Origin of the sequence: Pseudomonas sp. PB106 (assembly GCF_009764645.1) — a bacterium.
GTDB lineage: Bacteria > Pseudomonadota > Gammaproteobacteria > Pseudomonadales > Pseudomonadaceae > Aquipseudomonas.
The window spans coordinates 1-18,609 of the sequence record NZ_RWIM01000071.1; the positions used below are offsets into that span (position 1 = coordinate 1).

Here is an 18,609-nt window from a genome sequence, read left to right on the forward strand (position 1 = left end):
GCGACCTTGCGGCTGACCGCCGCGTGGTGCGCCGGAACCTGCGCCTGCGCCCTGGGCCGGTGCGCCTGGACGACGACCACGGCCGCCAGCAGGAGCCGGCTTCGGCACGTAGTCAACGCGGTTACCGAAGTTATCCACATCGTCGTCAAGGAACTCGTCCGGTGCGCGATCGGCAGCAGCACGTGGCGGCTGGCTCGGACGCTGTTCGCGGCTCGGAGTGCCTTCGCGCGGTTTTTGCTGGCGGGCAGGGCGCTCGCCACGTTCACCGGCAGGTTTTTCTTTGCCCTTGTCCTTGCCTTTGTCTTTACGACCGCCGCCACCGCCGCCGCCATTCGGCCCGTCGCCGCGTGGGCCACGTGGATTGCGCGGGTTGCGCACGTCCGGACGCTCGCGCACTTCCGGCTTCTCGGCTTCAATGGTGCTCGAATCGAAGCCCATCAGGTCGCCGTCGGCGATTTTCTGCTTGGTCATGCGTTCGATGCTTTTCAGCAGTTTTTCTTCGTCCGGAGCAACCAGCGAGATCGCCTCGCCCGAACGACCGGCACGGCCGGTACGGCCGATACGGTGAACGTAATCTTCATCGACGTTCGGCAGTTCGAAGTTGACCACGTGTGGCAACTGATCGATGTCCAAACCGCGTGCGGCGATGTCGGTCGCTACCAGGATGCGTACCTGGTTGGCCTTGAAGTCGGCCAGCGCTTTGGTGCGCGCGTTCTGGCTCTTGTTACCGTGGATCGCCACAGCCGGCAGGCCGTGCTTGTCCAGGTACTCGGCCAGACGGTTGGCGCCGTGCTTGGTGCGGGTGAAGACCAGCACCTGTTCCCACGCGCCGGCGGTGATCAGGTGCGCCAGCAGTGCACGCTTGTGGCTGGCCGGCAGACGGAACACACGTTGTTCGATGCGCTCGACCGTGGTGTTCGGCGGCGTCACTTCGATGCGTTCCGGGTTATGCAGCAGCTTGCCGGCGAGGTCGGTGATGTCCTTGGAGAAGGTCGCCGAGAACAGCAGGTTCTGACGCTTGGACGGCAGACGTGCGAGGACTTTCTTCACGTCGTGCACGAAACCCATGTCGAGCATGCGGTCGGCTTCGTCGAGGACGAGGATTTCAACGTGGGACAGATCGACGCTGCCCTGACCGCAGAGGTCGAGCAGGCGACCCGGGCAGGCCACGAGAACGTCAACACCACGGGACATGGCCTGAACCTGGGGGTTCATGCCGACGCCGCCGAAGATGCAGGCGCTGACGAATTTCAGGTCACGGGCGTAGATCTTGAAGCTCTCGTGAACCTGGGCCGCGAGTTCGCGGGTCGGGGTCAGGACCAGTACGCGCGGTTGGCGCGGGCCATGACGCTGGGATTTGTCCGGGTGACCGTTGGGGAACAACCGCTCCAGGATCGGAAGGGCGAAACCGCCGGTTTTACCGGTACCTGTCTGAGCCGCCACCATCAGGTCGCGACCTTGCAACACGGCGGGAATGGCCCGCTGTTGCACCGGAGTAGGCTCGGTATAGCCCGCATCTTCGATGGCGCGGACTAAAGCCTCGGAGAGACCGAGGGAAGCAAAGGACATGAGTAATCCTGTTTTAGTTAGGGCTTGGCCCAATGGGAGTCTTGCCTGGCGCGAATGGCGTTTAAGAGGACGCAATCCCGTCCGGTCCTGCTGCGGTTCCGAAGGCACGTCTGGAGCGCTCGCGCGGGCTGAAAGCTGCGCTGTAGCGGGTCGAGAGGCCTGTTACGGTTCCGGGCGTCCGGGCGTGAGCCTGGCGGGAACGCCGGAGTATAACAGAGCAATCACTGCGCGCTGCTTTCCTGCTGCTCAACGGTTTTGCCGTTGGCGGTGGCGGAATCCATTGAAGGGCTGTCGGCAGGAGCGGCGCCGTAGCGTGCGCTGAGCTCGGCATACGCCGGTTCGCGCTTGAAACGCTTGAGTTCAGCGCCGAAGCGCTGCACCAGCAAATCCATCCCGGCATTGCGCCGAACCGCAAGAAACTGGCTCTGGCGGCTAATAACCGTGGGGTTCTCGCTGATCTGGTCGCGGATATTCAGTTCATCAAGCAAATGCTGACCGACGCGGCGATCGGTGATCAGCAGGTCGATACGCCCGCGCACCAGTTTGCCGAAGTTGGCCTCATGGGTGGGTGCCGGTTCGCGAGTAAACAGGTTCGATTCACGGAAATCCGGGCTGTACAGATAACCCGGCGAAGTGCCGATGGTCAGGCCTTTGAGTTCTTCGAGTCGGGCAAACGGATGCGGTCGATCGTTGGCGTAGAACATCACGAACTCGACGTCCGACAGCGGTTCGCTCGGGTAGAGCAGGGTGGCGTCGCGCTCGTCGCTGTGAAAGATATCCAGCGCCCCATCGGCCTGCCCGGTTTCGAGCATCGACAGACAACGCTTCCACGGCAGGAATTGCCATTCGACTTCAATGCCCAGGCGTTTGAAGACAATGGCAGTGGTTTCGTAGTCGAGGCCGAGGTTTTTGCCGCCCTCTTCATACACGTAAGGCGCCCACGGCTCGGTGACAATACGCAGCTTCTCGCCTCGAGCGGCGAAGCTCAGGCAAGCAAAAACCAGCACGGCGAATAACTGTGTGATCAAAGGCATGGCTTGAGATTACGACGAGAAACGCGAAAGAGCCAGAAAGTGCCTGCACAAGCTCTGTTTCGGGGCTTCAAAAGCAAAAGATCGCAGCCTGCGGCAGCTCCTACATTGGTATTAATCACCCTGTGTAGGAGCTGCCGAAGGCTGCGATCTTTTGATCTTGCTTCTAACGCTTAGCGCGGCAACTTCAGGTTATTCCAGATTGCCAGACTAGGTTCAGCCAGGTTCATGGAATAGAAGTGCAGCCCCGGCGCGCCGCCCTGCAACAGGCGTTCGCACATCTCGCTGACGACTTGCTCGCCAAAGCGCTGAATGCTCTCGGCGTCATCGCCGTAGGCTTCCAGTTGCTTGCGGATCCAGCGCGGGATTTCCGCACCGCAGGCATCGGAGAAGCGCGCGAGCTTGCTGTAGTTGGTGATCGGCATGATGCCCGGGACGATCGGCAGATCGACACCCTGCGCCTGCAAACGGTCGACAAAGTAGAAGTAGCTGTCGGCGTTGAAGAAGTACTGGGTGATTGCGCTGTCGGCGCCAGCCTTGGCCTTGCGCACGAAGTTGGCCAGATCGTCTTCGTAGTTGCGCGCTTGTGGATGCATCTCCGGGTAAGCGGCGACTTCGATGTGGAAATGATCGCCGGTTTCTTCACGAATGAATTCCACCAGTTCATTGGCGTGACGCAGCTCACCGCTGGTCATGCCCATGCCGGACGGCAGGTCACCGCGCAGGGCGACGATGCGCTTGATGCCGGCAGCCTTGTACTCGTTCAGCAGGCCGCGTAGGTCGTCCTTGCTGTCGCCGACGCACGACAGGTGCGGTGCGGCCGGTACTTTGACTTCGCTTTCCAGTTGCAGAACGGTGTTGAGGGTGCGATCACGGGTCGAACCACCAGCGCCATAGGTGCAGGAAAAGAAATCAGGGTTGTAAGTGGCCAACTGACGGGCAGTGGCGAGCAGTTTTTCATGCCCAGCATCGGTCTTGGTCGGGAAGAACTCGAAGCTGTAGCGACGGTCTTGGGACATCGGAGGGGACCTCCAGCTACAAGCTGCAAGCTTCAAGCTGCAAGAGCAGCGGAGGTGCGCTGATCTCTTGTGCCAGTAGCCTGTAGCCTGACGCTGTTTTGAAATGATGGCAGAGCCTCAGGCTTCGCACGGCAAGTCCGGCTTTTGACCTTACTTGCCGCTTGAAGCTAGAAGCTCGCAGCTGCTCTTGTCTTAGTAGCGGTAGGCGTGCGGCTTGAACGGGCCTTCGACGGTGACGCCGATGTAGTCAGCCTGTTGCTTGGTCAGTTGAGTGACCACGCCGCCGAAGCCGCGAACCATTTCCAGGGCCACTTCTTCGTCGAGTTTCTTCGGCAGTACTTCAACGGTCAGGCGCTCGGCTTTCTGGGCTGGCGACAGGTCGGCGTACTTCTGGCCGAACAGGAAGATCTGCGCCAGAACCTGGTTGGCGAACGAACCGTCCATGATGCGGCTTGGGTGGCCAGTGGCGTTACCCAGGTTTACCAGACGGCCTTCGGCCAGCAGGATCAGGTAGTCGTCGTTCTGCGCGTCGAAAGCGCCAGCGCCGGTACGGTGGATCTTGTGTACCTGTGGCTTCACTTCTTCCCATGCCCAGTTCTTGCGCATGAAAGCGGTGTCGATTTCGTTGTCGAAGTGACCGATGTTGCAGACAACAGCACGCTTCTTCAGAGCCTTGAGCATGTTGGCGTCGCAAACGTTGACGTTACCGGTGGTGGTCACGATCAGGTCGATCTTGCCCAGCAGCGCTTTGTCGATGCTCGCTTCGGAACCGTCGTTGATACCGTCGATGAACGGCGAAACCAGTTCGAAACCGTCCATGCACGCTTGCATGGCGCAGATCGGGTCAACTTCTGAAACTTTAACGATCATGCCTTCCTGACGCAGGGACTGAGCCGAGCCCTTGCCCACGTCACCGTAACCGATGACCAGCGCTTGCTTGCCGGACAGCAGGTGGTCGGTACCACGCTTGATCGCATCGTTCAGGCTGTGACGGCAGCCGTACTTGTTGTCGTTCTTGGACTTGGTCACCGAGTCGTTGACGTTGATGGCCGGGATTTTCAGCTCGCCCTTGGCCAGCATGTCCAGCAGACGGTGTACACCGGTGGTGGTTTCTTCGGTCACGCCGTGAACGCGATCCAGTACTTGTGGGTACTTGTCGTGCAGCAGTTGAGTCAGGTCGCCGCCGTCGTCGAGGATCATGTTGGCGTCCCATGGCGCGCCATCCTTCAGGATGGTTTGTTCCAGGCACCACTCGTACTCTTCTTCAGTTTCACCTTTCCAGGCGAAAACCGGGATGCCGGCAGCAGCGATAGCGGCAGCAGCCTGATCCTGAGTGGAGAAAATGTTGCACGACGACCAGCGTACTTCGGCACCCAGGGCAACCAGGGTTTCGATCAGCACGGCAGTCTGAATGGTCATGTGGATGCAGCCGAGGATCTTGGCGCCTTTCAACGGCTGTTCGCCGGAGTACTTGCGACGCAGACCCATCAGGGCTGGCATTTCCGATTCGGCGATGATGGTTTCGCGACGACCCCAGGCAGCCAGGGACATGTCGGCGACTTTGTAGTCGTTAAAATCTGCAGGCGTGTTGACAGCGCTCATGAAGAGCCTCCATTCGTAATGTATGCGAATGGGCGCCGTTGTGCGTTTAGTGTCTGGCCTGAGCCAGTCAACGCCCCATCCGAGCCTGACAGGTCGAACCTGCTGCAGCGCCCCTCGGACAGGTGGCGGGAAAACGGTACCAATTGGAGATGACCGTTTTGAAACGGTGGCGATTATAGCCGTCTAGACTGATCTTCCAAAGGGTTTCTGTCGGCCAGATGAAGATCGTTAATGGCGACCATAGTCGAAGCCGCATGGAGCATGACCGCTCAGTCTGCCAAGATACCGCCCATCGTTCGGCAAGACCTCAGGAGTGAAGATGAATTTCCACACCCGCAAATGGGTAAAACCCGAAGACCTCAACCCCAACGGCACCCTGTTCGGTGGCAGCTTGCTGCGCTGGATCGACGAAGAAGCGGCGATTTACGCCATCGTGCAGTTGGGCAATCAGCGCGTGGTGACCAAGTACATTTCCGAAATCAACTTCGTCAGCGCCTCGCGCCAGGGCGACATCATCGAGCTGGGCATCACCGCCACCGAGTTCGGTCGCACCTCGATCACCCTGACCTGCGAAGTGCGCAACAAGATCACCCGCAAGAGCATTCTGACCGTCGAGAAGATGGTGTTTGTGAATCTGGGTGAAGACGGTTTGCCAGCGCCGCACGGCCGTACCGAAATCAAATACGTCAAAGACCAGTTCCAGGAAGATGAGTTAGTCACCAAATAACGCGACACCTGTAGGAGCTGCCGAAGGCTCGGGCCGCGATCGGACGATCTTTTGATCTTGTTTTTTTAAAAGCAAAATCAAGAGATCGTCCGATCGCGGCCCGAGCCTGCGGCAGCTCCTACGTGTCCGACGTAGGATTTGCGTGGCGCTCACAGAACGTATTACTAGCCGCAAGGGTCGTAGGTAAACACCACCCCCCACGGTTCCCACGCCATGACCACCCCCACCGACGGCAAGACCCCCGACCTCTCGGCCAAAGAACAGCACGAAGTCGAGAAAAGCCAGCCGCCGCGTGCGGCTGTCCTCCACGAAATCATCCGCAGCCAAGGCGATCAGGAGCTGGAGCGCAGCATTGCCGCGCTGTGGTGGTCGGCGCTCGCGGCGGGGCTGACCATGGGCCTGTCGCTGATGGGGATGGGCTTGCTTAATTCACGTCTGCCCGAGGGCGACGAATTCAAGGTGATCGCCAGTTTTGGCTACTGCGCAGGCTTCCTCGCGGTGATCCTCGCTCGCCAGCAACTGTTTACCGAGAACACCCTGACCGCCGTTCTGCCGGTGATGACCAAACCGACCCTGCGCAACTTCGGCCGCTTGATCCGGCTATGGACAGTGGTGCTGGTCGGCAACCTCTGCGGCACGATTCTGGTCGCGTACGTGATGCTCGAACTGCCGATCTTCGACACCAAGACGGACCATGCCTTCCTCGAAATCGGCCGCAAGGTCATGGAAAACCACGCCAGCCAGATGTTCGCCAAAGGCATCGTTTCCGGCTGGATGATCGCCACCATGGTCTGGATGATCCCGTCCATGGAGAGCGCGAAGATGTGGATCATCATCCTCATCACCTACTTGATGGCGCTCGGCGACTTCACCCACATCGTGGTGGGATCGGCGGAAGTGTCGTATCTGGTGTTTGCCGGCGAGTTGCCGTGGAGTGATTTCTGGGCGGTGTTCGCAGGGCCGACGCTGGCGGGGAACATCATTGGCGGCAGCTTCATATTCGCGCTGATCAGCCATGCGCAGATTCGCAGCGAAAGCGGGACGCCGAAGGAGTCCGCGGATCAGGCCGAGAAACCTGATCCGCGAGAGATCAAAAAATGATCAGTGGTGCGCGGGTTCGGTCACGGTTGCCGGCTCATTGCGAGTCGCGTGTTTGACCAGTTTGCCGATGGTCAGGCCCTGCAACAGGATCGACGACAGCACCACGATGTAAGTGATGCTCAGCAGCAGATCGCGCTCCGGGCCCAGCGGCAGGGCCAGCGCCAGTGCCACGGAGACACCGCCGCGCAAACCGCCCCAGGTCAGAATGCGGATGGTGCCGGCGGGCACCGTGCGCCAGCGGCGTAGCAGGAGAATCGCCGGGGCCACGGTGAGCAGGCGCGACAGCAGAATCGCTACCGCCAGCAAACCAGCCGCCGCCATGTGCAGCCAGTTAAACGGCAGCAGCAACAGCTCCATGCCGATCAGCGCGAACAGCAGCGCGTTGAGCATGTCATCGAGCAATTCCCAGAAACCGTCGAGGTAGCGGCGGGTCATGTCGTTCATCGCCAGATTGCGTCCAACGTTGCCGATGATCAGGCCGGCGACGACCATCGCAATCGGCGCTGAAACATGAATTTCGGTGGCCATTGCCGAACCACCGATGACCAGCGCCAGAGTGAGCATCACGGTGATCTGATGCTGCTCGATGCTCTTGATCATCCGGTAGACCAGATAACCGATCAGCCCGCCAAACAGCACGCCGCCAATCGCTTCGTGAACGAAGAGCATTGCCGTGGCGCTGATGGTCGGGGTCTCGCCGAGTTGGGCGATGCCCAGCAGCACGGTGAACACCACAACCGCAGTACCGTCGTTGAACAGCGATTCGCCGACGATGGTGGTTTTCAACGGTTTCGAGGCGTTGGCGGTACGCAACACGCCGAGCACCGCGATCGGATCGGTCGGCGAAATCAGTGCGCCGAACAGCAAGCAATACAAGAAACTCACGTGCCAGCCGAACAGGGCAAAAATGTAATAGGCGAGGCTGCCGATCACCGTGGTGGCAATCAACACGCCGAAGGTCGCCAACAGACCGATGGGCCAGCGGTAGCTGCGCAGGTCGTTGAGGTTAACGTGCAGAGCACCTGCGAACAGCAGGAACGACAGCATCCAGTTCATCAGCAGATCGCCAAAATCGATCTGGCCAATCAGTTGCTGCACGCGTTCTTCGAGACCGGGGTAGCCGAGCACGCTCAGGCCTTGCAGGATCAGCGAGAACAACAGCGCGGTAACCATCACGCCGATGGTCGGTGGCAGGCCGATGAAGCGGAAGTTGACGAAGGTTAGGAGGGTGGTGAGGCAGATGAAAGCGGCGACAAGTTCAAGCATCCGGGGTCCTTTGGATGAAGGGTGGAAAGACAGCGGTCCGAATCTTCGGCGCAAAGGTTGGATGGGCTGATTCGGGGTGAGGACACAATCCGTCGCCTCCATTGGTCAGCCGCCCGCATTGGTGTAGGGTCAACAAAAAAATCAAGGAGTGAAACGTGCTGGCGACAGCTTTGGTATTGATGGCGGCGCTGTTGCACGCGACGTGGAATACATTGATCAAATTCAGCGCCGAACGGCTGCTGGTGGTGGCGTGCATGGACACCGTGGCGCTGCTGGTGGTCGCCATCGCGTTGCCGTTCGTGAGCTTGCCGCCCATGGAAATCTGGCCCTGGATTCTGGCATCGGCGGCGTTCGAGCTGCTCTATCGCTACCTGCTGATTCAGGCCTATCGGGTCGGCGATCTGGGGTTGGTCTATCCGCTGATGCGCGGGTTGTCGCCCCTGGTAGTGCTGGCGTTGACCCTGATCTTTGCCGGCGAAGTGCTCACCACCCAGCAGATCTTCGGGATCATGCTGATCCCGTTCGGCATGGTTTGTCTGCTGTGGCAGGGCGGCGGTGGCAAGCACTTGCCGTGGTCGATGCTGCCGGTGGTGGCGCTGATCGGCCTGTGCATCGGTTGCTACACCTACATTGATGGCCAGGCCCTGCGGCGCTGGTCGCATCCGCTGGACTATCTGGTCTGGGTCACGCTGCTCAGTGCCTGGCCGTTTCCGCTGCTGGCGTGGGTCGCCAAACGCCCGGCGTTCCTGCTGTTCTGGCGTGAGCAATGGAAGCTCGGGTTGGCGGTGGGCGTCTGCGTATTGGCCAGCTACGCTCTGGTGCTATGGGCGATGCAGTTGGGCTCGATTGCCGAAGCGGCGGCGTTGCGCGAGATCAGCGTGATCCTGGTGGTGCTGTTCGGGATGCGCTACCTCAAAGAACCTTTCGGCCGGCCACGGCTCTTAGCCTGTGGGCTGGTACTGATTGGCATGCTGATCATGAAGTTCTGACGGCCCGCGAATTCTATAACTCGAAAAAAGGACGGCGTTATGACGGTGGCTCTGTGGTGTGTGTTGATCGCGATTTTTCTGCCGTACGTGTGCACGATCGTGGCGAAGGCGTCGGGCGGGTTCAGGCTCAGGGACAATTCCGATCCGCGGGATTTTCTCGACAGCGTCGATGGCGTCGCTCGTCGTGCACATGCGGCGCAACTCAACAGCTTTGAAGTGACCCCGGCGTTCGCCGCAGCGGTGATCGTTGCCCACTTGGTGGGCACGGCGGAGCTGGTGACGGTGAATGTGCTGGCGGTGCTGTTTATCACCAGTCGCCTGCTTTACATCATTTGCTATCTGGCGGACTGGGCGGCACTGCGTTCGTTGGTGTGGTTTGTGGGGATGGGGTTGATTGCTTCGTTCTTCTTTGTCTCGGTGTAGATAAAGCAAGATCAAAAGATCACAGCCTGCGGCAGCTCCTACACAGGTTATGTGTTTATCCCTGTAGGCGCTGCCGCAGGCTCGGGCCGCGTTCGGACGATCTTTTGCTTTAAGGTTTGTCCGCCACCTGCGGCACTTGCGGCAATGCCGCGCCTTTTGGCCAGAGCATCCAGATCTGCCCCTGTTGTTTCATGTCGCCGGCCAGTTGCCCGGCCGCATCCCCCGTGCCCCAGAACAGATCCGCACGCACTTCGCCGGCAATCGCGCCGCCGGTATCCTGCGCGGCCACCGGACGCACGAGTGCCGTGCCATCCGGGCGCGTGGTCGACAGCCACAACAGACTGCCCAACGGAATCACTTTGCGATCCACCGCCGCGCTGTAGCCGGCAGTCAGTGGAACGTTCAGCGAACCGCGCGGGCCTTCGTTGCTGTCCGGGTTGCGGGTAAAAAATACATAGCTCGGGTTGCTGCCGAGCAGTTCCGGGATGCGCGCCGGATTGGCCTTGGCCCAGTTGCTGATGGCGCTCATGGTCACGTCTTCTTTCTTCAGCTCACCCTGTTCGACCAGCCAGCGGCCAATTGGCCGATAGGGGTGGCCGTTCTGGTCGGCGTAGGCAATGCGCAGTTGTTTGCCGTCCTGAGTCTGAATGCGTCCAGAGCCCTGGATCTGCAGGAATTGCAGGTTCATCGGATCGGTCAGGTACGCCACCACTGGGGCTTTCACACCTTTGGCTTCGATGGTCGCGGCGTCGTCGTACGGCTTGAGTACGCGACCTTCGAGACGACCGCGCAGGCGTTTGCCTTTGAGCTCAGGGTAAATGCTGTCGAGCGAGACAATGATCATGTCTTCGGGCACGCCGTACACCGGCACGTTCGCCACGTCAGTGGGCGTCAGGCTGCCGGGATAGACCGGTTCGTAGTAACCGGTGATCAAGCCATTCGGATTGTCGTTCTCAGCGCGCAGGCCGAAGACATCGAGGTTCTGCTTGAGGAACGCGCGAATTTCGCTGGCACTCTGCGGCACATTGGCCGCTGCGGCGCAGGTAGCGCCCCAGACCACATCCGCCTTGAGTCGGGTGCAGGCGCTGCGCCACGAACCGAAACCGGCGACCAGATCACTGTCGGACACCGCCGGCAGCGCCTCCCAAGTGGCGCTGGAATAAGTGGCCAGGGCATGGGTTTTCGGCTTTTCGCTGTCGCCGCCGGTGCAGCCGGCGAGGATGGCCAGTAGCGGCAGGCTTGCGAACAGCGGATGACGCCAGGCCTTGAAGCGGATGTTCATGGAGTAATTCCTGTGCCGGTTGTTCGAGTGCTCCATGCGCTCAAGCAACCCGTATTTTTAATAGGGCTATTGGTGTTTGTCGGTGACGCGAGGATACTGGCCGCCGATTCCGTGACCTGAAGCCACCATGACTCTTAAAAGAATTTCTGTTGTATTGCTGGCCTGTCTGACCTTGTCCGCCTGTGGCGGTGTAGATCCGAATTCTCCGCTGGGTCAACGCAAGGCGATCTTCAAACAAATGCTCAAGACCGGCGAAGACCTCGGCGGCATGTTGCGCGGACGCATCCCGTTCGACGGGCCGAAATTTGCCGAAGGCGCGGTCAAACTCGATGCGTTGTCCCATGAGCCGTGGAAGCATTTCCCCCAGGTGCGCGAAGAAGATCACACCAGCGCCAAAGACGATGTCTGGCAGAAACAGGCGCAGTTTCAGGAAATGGCCCGCAACCTTGAAGCGGCCACTGGAGAATTGGTGATCGCCAGTCAGGTTCAACCGTACAAGGTCAGTAATCTGGGGCCTGCGGTGCAGAAAGTCGAAGACGCCTGCAGCGCTTGCCATAAACAGTTTCGCGATCATTGAAAGTTAAAAGATCGCAGCCTGTGGCCGCTCCTGCACTGATCAGAACAGGAGTTGCCGCAGGCTGCGATCTTTTGATTCTTACTTATCGATTTCGTCCAGCGCGTCCTGCAGCTCTTTACGCGACTCGGCCAGTTTGTCTTTGCGCTTGTTGATCTTCTCCGGATCGCCTTTCTTCATCGCCTTGTCCAGATCAGCCTGACGCTGGCTGACTTCATGTTTGGCTTCGAGCACTTTGTTTTCGCGTTCTTTCTTCAGCCCGGCGTCGGTGCAGTGCTCGGTCACTTCACTCAGGGCCGTTTCCAGGCCAGCCTGCTGATCGGCGTTGCCGCGCGACTTGGCCTGTTCGATCTGGTTCATGATGCCCTGCTTCTTGGCGGCGCAACCGGTAAGGCCCGGAGCATCTTCATCGGCCATCACGGGGGCGGCCATCATGCCGCAGAGGGTCAGCATGGCGAGCGGTGCGAGAAATTTCATAAAAGCTCCATGTGCAAAGGCAATCGGGTTGGTCAGGCACTGCGCTGTTGGAGCGCCTCGGCTACCGTTGGGTTCCCGGCGTGCCGGGATTGCATGTTCAGAAACCGTCGATTCCGGCGGCGCGTAACGTTTCACTCAGGGCCAGCACCTGCGGGTCACGGAAGAATGCGCTCAATTGCGCCGCCCGTCCGGGGCCGATGCCGGCTTCTGCCTGCCATTGTTCGGTGTCACGTTGTGCCAGCGCCTGCCATGAGTCCGGCAGTTGTGCCTGACCGGTCGGTGGCATGCCCAAGGCCTTCAGCCATTGGGCGAAAGGCCGTTGGCGCGCGCTGTTGAAACTGTTGAGCAAACGCGCACTGCTGCGTTCGCCGAAGCCGCTAATGTTAGCAAGCTCTGGCGCGTCGAGGGTTAACCAATCCAGCAGGTTGTTCACGCGGCGTGTTTCGAGAAGTTTCTCCCAGGTGCCACGGCCGACATGGTGCATGTTCAGACCCTGTTTGCCACTGAGCCAGGTCAAGCGGGCGAGAAACTGACTTTGGCAACCTGAAGTCGGTTGCCAGCAGCTTAGTGCGTGAAAGTCCTTGGCGTCAGGGATGTTGATGGCGGCCCGTTCGCCGGTGCGTAAAACCACACTGTCGAGCCTTGGAATCGTCAGACCGGCAAGGCTGATCGCAATCTGGTCGCCGGGTCGGATATCCAGTTCTTGCCAGCGCTTCAAGGAGCTGGCGCTGACCCGCTTGATCTCGCGGTCATCCAGCATGACGGGCTTGAGTTCCAGTACGGGCGTGATGCGTCCGGTGCGGCCGACCTTGAAATTGACCTTGCGTACTTCGGCCAGTGCCTGGGCAAACGGGTATTTCCAGGCGACGGCCCAGTACGGCGCACGAGCCTGCCAGCGTTCGGCGGGTGGTCGCTGACTCTGACGCAGAACTACGCCGTCACTGGCGAAGGGCAGAGGGGAGCGGTACCAGTGATCGCGCCATTTCTGTGCTTCTGCAAGGTCGCTGACGGGATGGCTATACGGCTCGATCGAAGCGAAACCCAGCTTGGTCAATGTGGATATTCGCTCGGGCAAATCCAGCGGCCCTTGCGGCCAGTCCCACGCAAACAATCCGATCCCGGAGGCTTGCTCGCCACTCAAGGATTTTCGCCCCATCAAACCGGCCACGGTGGCGCGCGCATTGACGCTGCCGGATCGGGCCTGCACGTGTTCGCTCAGGCGCCAGTAGAGTTCGCCCTGCACCAGCAGATCCAGCGGTTGTGGCAGGCGTTGCGGGATGGCGCCGATCTTTTGCGCTGAGGCTGTCCAGTCCTGACCGGTAATCCCGTCACCGCGGCTGATTGCCTGCTGCAAAACGCCCTTGCGATAAATCAACGTCACAGCGACGCCATCGACTTTGGGTTGAACCCAGACATCCTTGCGATCACGTAGCCATGCACCCACGGCCTCATCTTTGTGGATTTTATCCAGACCAGTATGGGCGATAGGGTGTGCGACCGAGCCTGCGGCTGTGCGCAAGGGATCGGGCGGCGAGGGCAGTTTGAAACACGCCTGCCATTCGTTCAGTTGCGCAACGGATTGGTCGTAGAGTTCGTCAGCAATCAGTGAGCGGCCTTCGCGGTGGTAGGCGTCGTCCCATTGGTTGATCTGGTTTTGCAGGGCGGTGATTTCGCGTTGGGCCTGGGTGGGCGCCCAGTCCGGGCATTGAGTTGCGTAGCCAGTCAGGCAAATGAGCTGCAGCACAACAAACAACAACCAATGCATCGTGAGCGTCCTTGCTCGTGGGGGTTTCTGAAGATTAGTCAGGATTTTGAGCGAGGTCGGGTGGGTGTTTTTCGGGGTGTTTCAACAGCGGGAGATCAAAAGATCGCAGCCTTCGGCAGCTCCTACCCTTGATCTTCAAGGCATGAAAAAGCCCCGCGCGGCATGAACCGTGCGGGGCTTTTTGTACCGCCGGGGAAAGTCTTACAGACCAGCAGCAGCGCGCAGGGCGTCGGCGCGGTCGGTTTTTTCCCAGGTGAAAGTGGTGAAGGTGTCTTCGCCAACAGTCTTGGTCTCTGATGCGCGACCGAAGTGGCCGTACGCTGCAGTTTCCTGGTACATCGGGTGCAGCAGGTCGAGCATGGTGGTGATTGCGTATGGACGCAGGTCGAACACTTCACGCACCAGTTTGACGATCTTGTCATCGCTGATCTTGCCGGTGCCGAAGGTGTTCAGCGAGATCGAAGTAGGCTGAGCCACGCCGATCGCGTAGGAAACCTGAATCTCGCAACGCTCGGCCAGGCCGGCAGCGACGATGTTCTTGGCAACGTAACGGCCAGCGTAGGCAGCCGAACGGTCAACCTTCGATGGATCTTTACCGGAGAACGCGCCGCCGCCGTGACGGGCCATGCCGCCGTAGCTGTCGACGATGATCTTGCGACCGGTCAGACCACAGTCACCTACCGGGCCGCCAATGATGAACTGGCCGGTCGGGTTGATGTGGAACTGGGTGTCTTTGCTCAGCAATTCGGCAGGCAGCACGTGCTTGACGATCAGCTCCATCACGCCTTCGCGCAGGTCTTTGTACGACACTTCAGGGTTGTGCTGGGTCGACAGAACAACCGCGTCGATACCGACAACCTTGCCGCCTTCGTAACGGCAAGTCACTTGCGACTTGGCGTCTGGACGCAGCCACGGCAGCAGACCCGATTTACGGGCTTCGGCCTGGCGCTGTACCAGCTGGTGCGAGAAGGTGATCGGTGCTGGCATCAAAACGTCGGTTTCGTTGCTGGCGTAGCCGAACATCAGGCCCTGGTCGCCGGCGCCCTGATCTTCAGGCTTGGCACGGTCAACACCTTGGTTGATGTCTGGGGACTGCTTGCCGATGATGTTCATCACGCCGCAGGTCGCGCCGTCGAAGCCGACTTCGGAGCTGGTGTAGCCGATGTCGCAAATCACGTCACGAACGATCTGCTCCAGGTCGACCCAGGCGCTGGTGGTCACTTCACCGGCAACGATGGCCACGCCGGTCTTGACCAGGGTTTCCACGGCAACGCGTGCGTGTTTGTCCTGGGCAATAATGGCGTCCAGCACCGCATCGGAAATCTGGTCGGCGATTTTGTCCGGATGCCCTTCGGACACGGACTCGGAGGTGAAGAGGGAGTATTCGCTCATCTCGATGTTTTCCTGAATTTACCGATGGTGAGTGTCGCCAGTCGGTCGCTGAAAGTGGCGGACCTGAATCTGGAAACCATTACGTAAGCCCACATAGAGGCTTTCCCCGGGAGCGAGTCCCGCAGCGGTGGCCCAACGGGCCAAATCGTCCTGTTCAAACCCCAACCAGAGATCACCGCAGGCCTCCCTGGCCCAACTCTGGTTGTGGCTACATAACTCTGTCACGAGCAGGCTGCCGCCCGGCTGCAGCAGGTTGGCCATGTGCTTGAGCGCATCGGCCGGGGCGGCGAAATGGTGCAACACCATGTTCAACACCACGCAATCGGCCTTAAGGCTTGTGCCGTTCAATGCATCGGCCAATTGCAGGCTGACGTTAGCCAGCTGTTCACGTTCACATACCTGACGCGCCAGTTCGAGCATCGCCGGGCTGTTGTCCAGCGCGGTTACGGTGCCGAAGCGACGGGCCAGTTCCGGCAGAAAAGCACCATCGCCGGGACCGACTTCGATGGCCGTGGCAGCGCCCTCGAAGTTCAGTTTGTCGAGCAGGGCCAACACGCTGTCACGGTATTGAGGCAGGCCTGCGATCAAGTCTTGCTGGGCGCGAAATTTCTCCGCGACCCGGGCGAAAAAGTCCTGGCTGGCCGCAGCACGTTGGCCGTGAACCTGCTCGATCCGCGCTTGCACATCGTTCGGCAGTACCAGATTGTCGACTTCTTCTAACAATGCTGCGTGCAGCTTGCCGCCGAGCAGTTCGGTGTGGGGCAGGGCACGGCGATAGAAAATCGCGTTGCCTTCGCGGCGCGTCGCTACCAGATCGGCTTGCGCCAACACCTTGAGGTGATGACTCATGCCGGACTGACCGATGCCGAAAATCTGCGCCAGCTCCAATACACCGAACGAGTCGTTGGCCAGCGCGCGCAATACATTCAGGCGCAGCGGATCGCCGCCGGCCTTGCACAAGGCCGCCAGCTCGTCGCAATCGTCATGGCGAATGGAAGGCGCGCGTAAATTCATAGGGCCGCAGTCTAGTGATGGTGAGAATTCGTCGCAAGGGCAATATCAAAAAGTTTTGATATTGCTCGATCAATGGCGCTTTTTATTGCACTTCTCACCCACCGGTCAACTCTACAAACGAGTAGCGGAAAGGTTTCACCAAGCGAAACCGCCGTTAACCATGGGAAAAACGCCATAGGATGACTATCTGTCATTGCCCCGAGGCGCTCCGGTGAGGGAAAATGCCCTCCTTTTTTCCGTTTCGACTTACCAAAACCCAGGAGATCAGCGATGCCTAGCCGTCGTGAGCGTGCCAACGCCATTCGTGCCCTCAGCATGGATGCCGTGCAAAAAGCCAACAGCGGCCATCCCGGTGCCCCTATGGGTATGGCAGATATCGCCGAAGTGCTTTGGCGCGACTACCTCAAGCACAACCCGAGCAATCCATCGTTCGCCGACCGTGACCGCTTCGTGCTGTCCAACGGCCACGGCTCGATGTTGATCTACTCGCTGCTGCACCTGACCGGTTACGACCTGTCGATCGAAGACCTCAAGCAATTCCGTCAACTGCACAGCCGCACCCCGGGCCACCCGGAGTTCGGTTATACCCCGGGCGTTGAAACCACCACCGGCCCGCTGGGTCAGGGTCTGGCCAACGCTGTGGGCTTCGCCCTGGCGGAAAAGGTGCTGGGCGCGCAGTTCAACCGTCCTGGCCACGACATCGTCGATCACCACACCTATGTGTTCCTGGGTGATGGCTGCATGATGGAAGGCATTTCCCACGAAGTCGCTTCCTTGGCCGGTACTTTGGGCCTGGGCAAGCTGATCGCCTTCTACGATGACAACGGTATCTCCATCGACGGCGAAGTCGAAGGCTGGTTCACCGATGACACCCCGAAGCGTTTCGAAGCCTACAACTGGCAAGTGATCCGCAATGTTGACGGTCACGACCCGGAAGAGATCAAGACCGCTATCGAAACCGCTCGCAAGAGCGCACAGCCGACCCTGATCTGCTGCAAGACCACCATCGGTTTCGGTTCGCCGAACAAGCAGGGCAAAGAAGACTGCCACGGCGCTCCACTGGGTGACGCGGAAATCGCGCTGACCCGTCAGGCGCTGAACTGGAACTACGGCCCGTTCGAAATCCCGGCCGACATCTATGCCGAGTGGGATGCCAAGGAAAAAGGTCGCGCGGCCGAAGCCGAGTGGGATCAGCGTTTCGCTGCCTATTCCGCAGCTTTCCCGACTGAAGCCAACGAGCTGATCCGTCGCTTGAGCGGTGAGCTGCCAGCCGACTTCTCCGAAAAAGCTTCGGCTTACATCGCTGAAGTCGCGGCCAAAGGCGAATCCATCGCCAGCCGTAAAGCCAGCCAGAACACCCTGAACGCGTTCGGCCCGCTCCTGCCGGAACTGCTCGGCGGTTCGGCTGACCTGGCCGGTTCCAACCTGACCCTGTGGAAAGGTTGCAAGGGTGTCAGCGCTGAAGATGCCAGCGGCAACTACATGTACTACGGCGTGCGCGAATTCGGCATGACCGCGATCATGAACGGCGTGACCCTGCACGGCGGCCTGGTGCCTTACGGCGCAACCTTCCTGATGTTCATGGAATACGCCCGCAACGCCGTGCGCATGTCCGCGCTGATGAAGAAGCAGGTGATCCACGTCTACACCCACGACTCCATCGGTCTGGGCGAAGACGGCCCGACGCACCAGCCGATCGAGCAACTGACCAGCCTGCGCACCACGCCAAACCTCGACACCTGGCGTCCAGCCGATGCCGTTGAATCGGCCGTGGCCTGGAAAAACGCTCTGGAGCGCAAGGACGGCCCTTCGGCGCTGATCTTCTCGCGTCAGAACCTGCAACACCAGGAACGCGATGCCGGCCAGATTGCCGACATCAGCCGTGGTGGTTACGTGTTGAAGGACTGCGCAGGCGAGCCTGAGCTGATCCTAATTTCGACCGGTTCGGAAGTGGGTCTGGCCGTTCAGGCTTACGACAAGCTGACCGAGCAGGGCCGCAAGGTGCGCGTGGTATCCATGCCTTGCACCAGCGTGTTCGATGCTCAGGACGCTGGCTACAAGCAGGACGTGCTGCCGTTGCAGGTTGGCGCGCGTATCGCGATCGAAGCAGCTCACGCCGACTTCTGGTTCAAGTACGTGGGTCTGGAAGGTCGCGTGATCGGCATGACCACTTACGGCGAATCGGCTCCGGCTTCGGCACTGTTCGAAGAGTTCGGCTTCACCCTGGAAAACATCCTGGGTCAGGCGGAAGAGCTGCTGGAAGACTAAGCAGTACGAATGCGGTGGTCCCGGCCACCGCATTCCCCTGTAGGAGCTGCCGAAGGCTGCGATCTTTTGATCTTGATCTTAAAAAACAGGATCAAAAGATCGCAGCCTTC

The 18,609-nt window shown here is 59.8% G+C and carries 16 protein-coding genes and 1 riboswitch; of the genes, 6 read left to right on the plus strand and 10 right to left on the minus strand.

What is annotated here, in order from left to right; all coding sequences use genetic code 11:
* The 4 genes from EJA71_RS09640 to ahcY form a co-directional block, all read right to left on the minus strand.
* On the minus strand, positions 1–1,569 hold a 1,569-nt coding region (locus EJA71_RS09640), incomplete at its 3' end, for a DEAD/DEAH box helicase (protein WP_158956304.1).
* Positions 1,570–1,790: 221 nt separating this feature from the next.
* A complete protein-coding gene (locus EJA71_RS09645) occupies positions 1,791–2,603 on the minus strand; it encodes an ABC transporter substrate-binding protein (protein ID WP_158956306.1) in 813 nt (270 codons plus the stop codon).
* 170 nt (positions 2,604–2,773) lie between these two features.
* Positions 2,774–3,619 carry a methylenetetrahydrofolate reductase [NAD(P)H] gene (metF, locus tag EJA71_RS09650; protein ID WP_158956308.1) on the minus strand — a complete coding sequence of 282 codons (846 nt, stop codon included), beginning with the start codon at positions 3,617–3,619 and terminating at the stop codon, positions 2,774–2,776.
* A 192-nt stretch (positions 3,620–3,811) separates the two neighbouring features.
* A complete protein-coding gene (ahcY, locus tag EJA71_RS09655; RefSeq protein WP_158956310.1) occupies positions 3,812–5,221 on the minus strand; it encodes an adenosylhomocysteinase in 1,410 nt (469 codons plus the stop codon).
* Positions 5,222–5,244: 23 nt separating this feature from the next.
* Positions 5,245–5,343, minus strand: a riboswitch (S-adenosyl-L-homocysteine riboswitch).
* Positions 5,344–5,540: 197 nt separating this feature from the next.
* Between ahcY and EJA71_RS09660 the strand changes: the two genes are divergently transcribed.
* Positions 5,541–5,948, plus strand: coding sequence for an acyl-CoA thioesterase (locus EJA71_RS09660; protein ID WP_016984776.1), 408 nt, complete (start codon positions 5,541–5,543; stop codon positions 5,946–5,948).
* 213 nt (positions 5,949–6,161) lie between these two features.
* Positions 6,162–7,049: a formate/nitrite transporter family protein gene (locus EJA71_RS09665; RefSeq protein ID WP_158956312.1), complete on the plus strand. Its 888-nt coding sequence runs from the start codon at positions 6,162–6,164 to the stop codon at positions 7,047–7,049.
* Here EJA71_RS09665 and EJA71_RS09670 read toward each other — a convergent pair whose 3' ends face one another.
* A complete protein-coding gene (locus EJA71_RS09670) occupies positions 7,050–8,315 on the minus strand; it encodes a sodium:proton antiporter (protein ID WP_158956314.1) in 1,266 nt (421 codons plus the stop codon).
* 155 nt (positions 8,316–8,470) lie between these two features.
* Here EJA71_RS09670 and EJA71_RS09675 point away from each other — a divergent pair, with 155 nt between their 5' ends.
* Positions 8,471–9,304 (plus strand): EamA family transporter, encoded by an 834-nt coding sequence (locus EJA71_RS09675; protein WP_158956316.1) that lies wholly within the window; start codon positions 8,471–8,473, stop codon positions 9,302–9,304.
* A 39-nt stretch (positions 9,305–9,343) separates the two neighbouring features.
* Positions 9,344–9,727 (plus strand): MAPEG family protein, encoded by a 384-nt coding sequence (locus tag EJA71_RS09680; protein ID WP_122594714.1) that lies wholly within the window; start codon positions 9,344–9,346, stop codon positions 9,725–9,727.
* Positions 9,728–9,836: 109 nt separating this feature from the next.
* On the opposite strand, the gene EJA71_RS09685 is transcribed toward EJA71_RS09680, so the two are convergent.
* Positions 9,837–11,009 carry a murein transglycosylase A gene (locus tag EJA71_RS09685; protein ID WP_158956318.1) on the minus strand — a complete coding sequence of 391 codons (1,173 nt, stop codon included), beginning with the start codon at positions 11,007–11,009 and terminating at the stop codon, positions 9,837–9,839.
* 127 nt (positions 11,010–11,136) lie between these two features.
* On the opposite strand from EJA71_RS09685, the gene EJA71_RS09690 reads away from it, so the two are divergent.
* A complete protein-coding gene (locus EJA71_RS09690) occupies positions 11,137–11,586 on the plus strand; it encodes a cytochrome c (protein WP_158956320.1) in 450 nt (149 codons plus the stop codon).
* Positions 11,587–11,664: 78 nt separating this feature from the next.
* Here the strand turns inward: EJA71_RS09690 and EJA71_RS09695 are convergent, their stop codons facing one another.
* The 4 genes from EJA71_RS09695 to EJA71_RS09710 all read right to left on the minus strand — a co-directional run bounded on the left by EJA71_RS09695 (position 11,665) and on the right by EJA71_RS09710 (position 16,231).
* A complete protein-coding gene (locus tag EJA71_RS09695; RefSeq protein ID WP_158956322.1) occupies positions 11,665–12,060 on the minus strand; it encodes a DUF1090 domain-containing protein in 396 nt (131 codons plus the stop codon).
* Between the two features lie 97 nt (positions 12,061–12,157).
* Complete coding sequence (gene ligB, locus EJA71_RS09700) at positions 12,158–13,825, minus strand: NAD-dependent DNA ligase LigB (protein WP_158956324.1); 1,668 nt, start codon at positions 13,823–13,825, stop codon at positions 12,158–12,160.
* Positions 13,826–14,026: 201 nt separating this feature from the next.
* Complete coding sequence (gene metK, locus EJA71_RS09705) at positions 14,027–15,217, minus strand: methionine adenosyltransferase (protein WP_158956326.1); 1,191 nt, start codon at positions 15,215–15,217, stop codon at positions 14,027–14,029.
* Between the two features lie 18 nt (positions 15,218–15,235).
* Positions 15,236–16,231: a metalloregulator ArsR/SmtB family transcription factor gene (locus EJA71_RS09710; protein WP_158956328.1), complete on the minus strand. Its 996-nt coding sequence runs from the start codon at positions 16,229–16,231 to the stop codon at positions 15,236–15,238.
* 270 nt (positions 16,232–16,501) lie between these two features.
* Between EJA71_RS09710 and tkt the strand changes: the two genes are divergently transcribed.
* Positions 16,502–18,499 (plus strand): transketolase, encoded by a 1,998-nt coding sequence (gene tkt / locus EJA71_RS09715; protein ID WP_158956330.1) that lies wholly within the window; start codon positions 16,502–16,504, stop codon positions 18,497–18,499.
* The last annotated feature ends 110 nt before the right edge of the window (positions 18,500–18,609 follow it).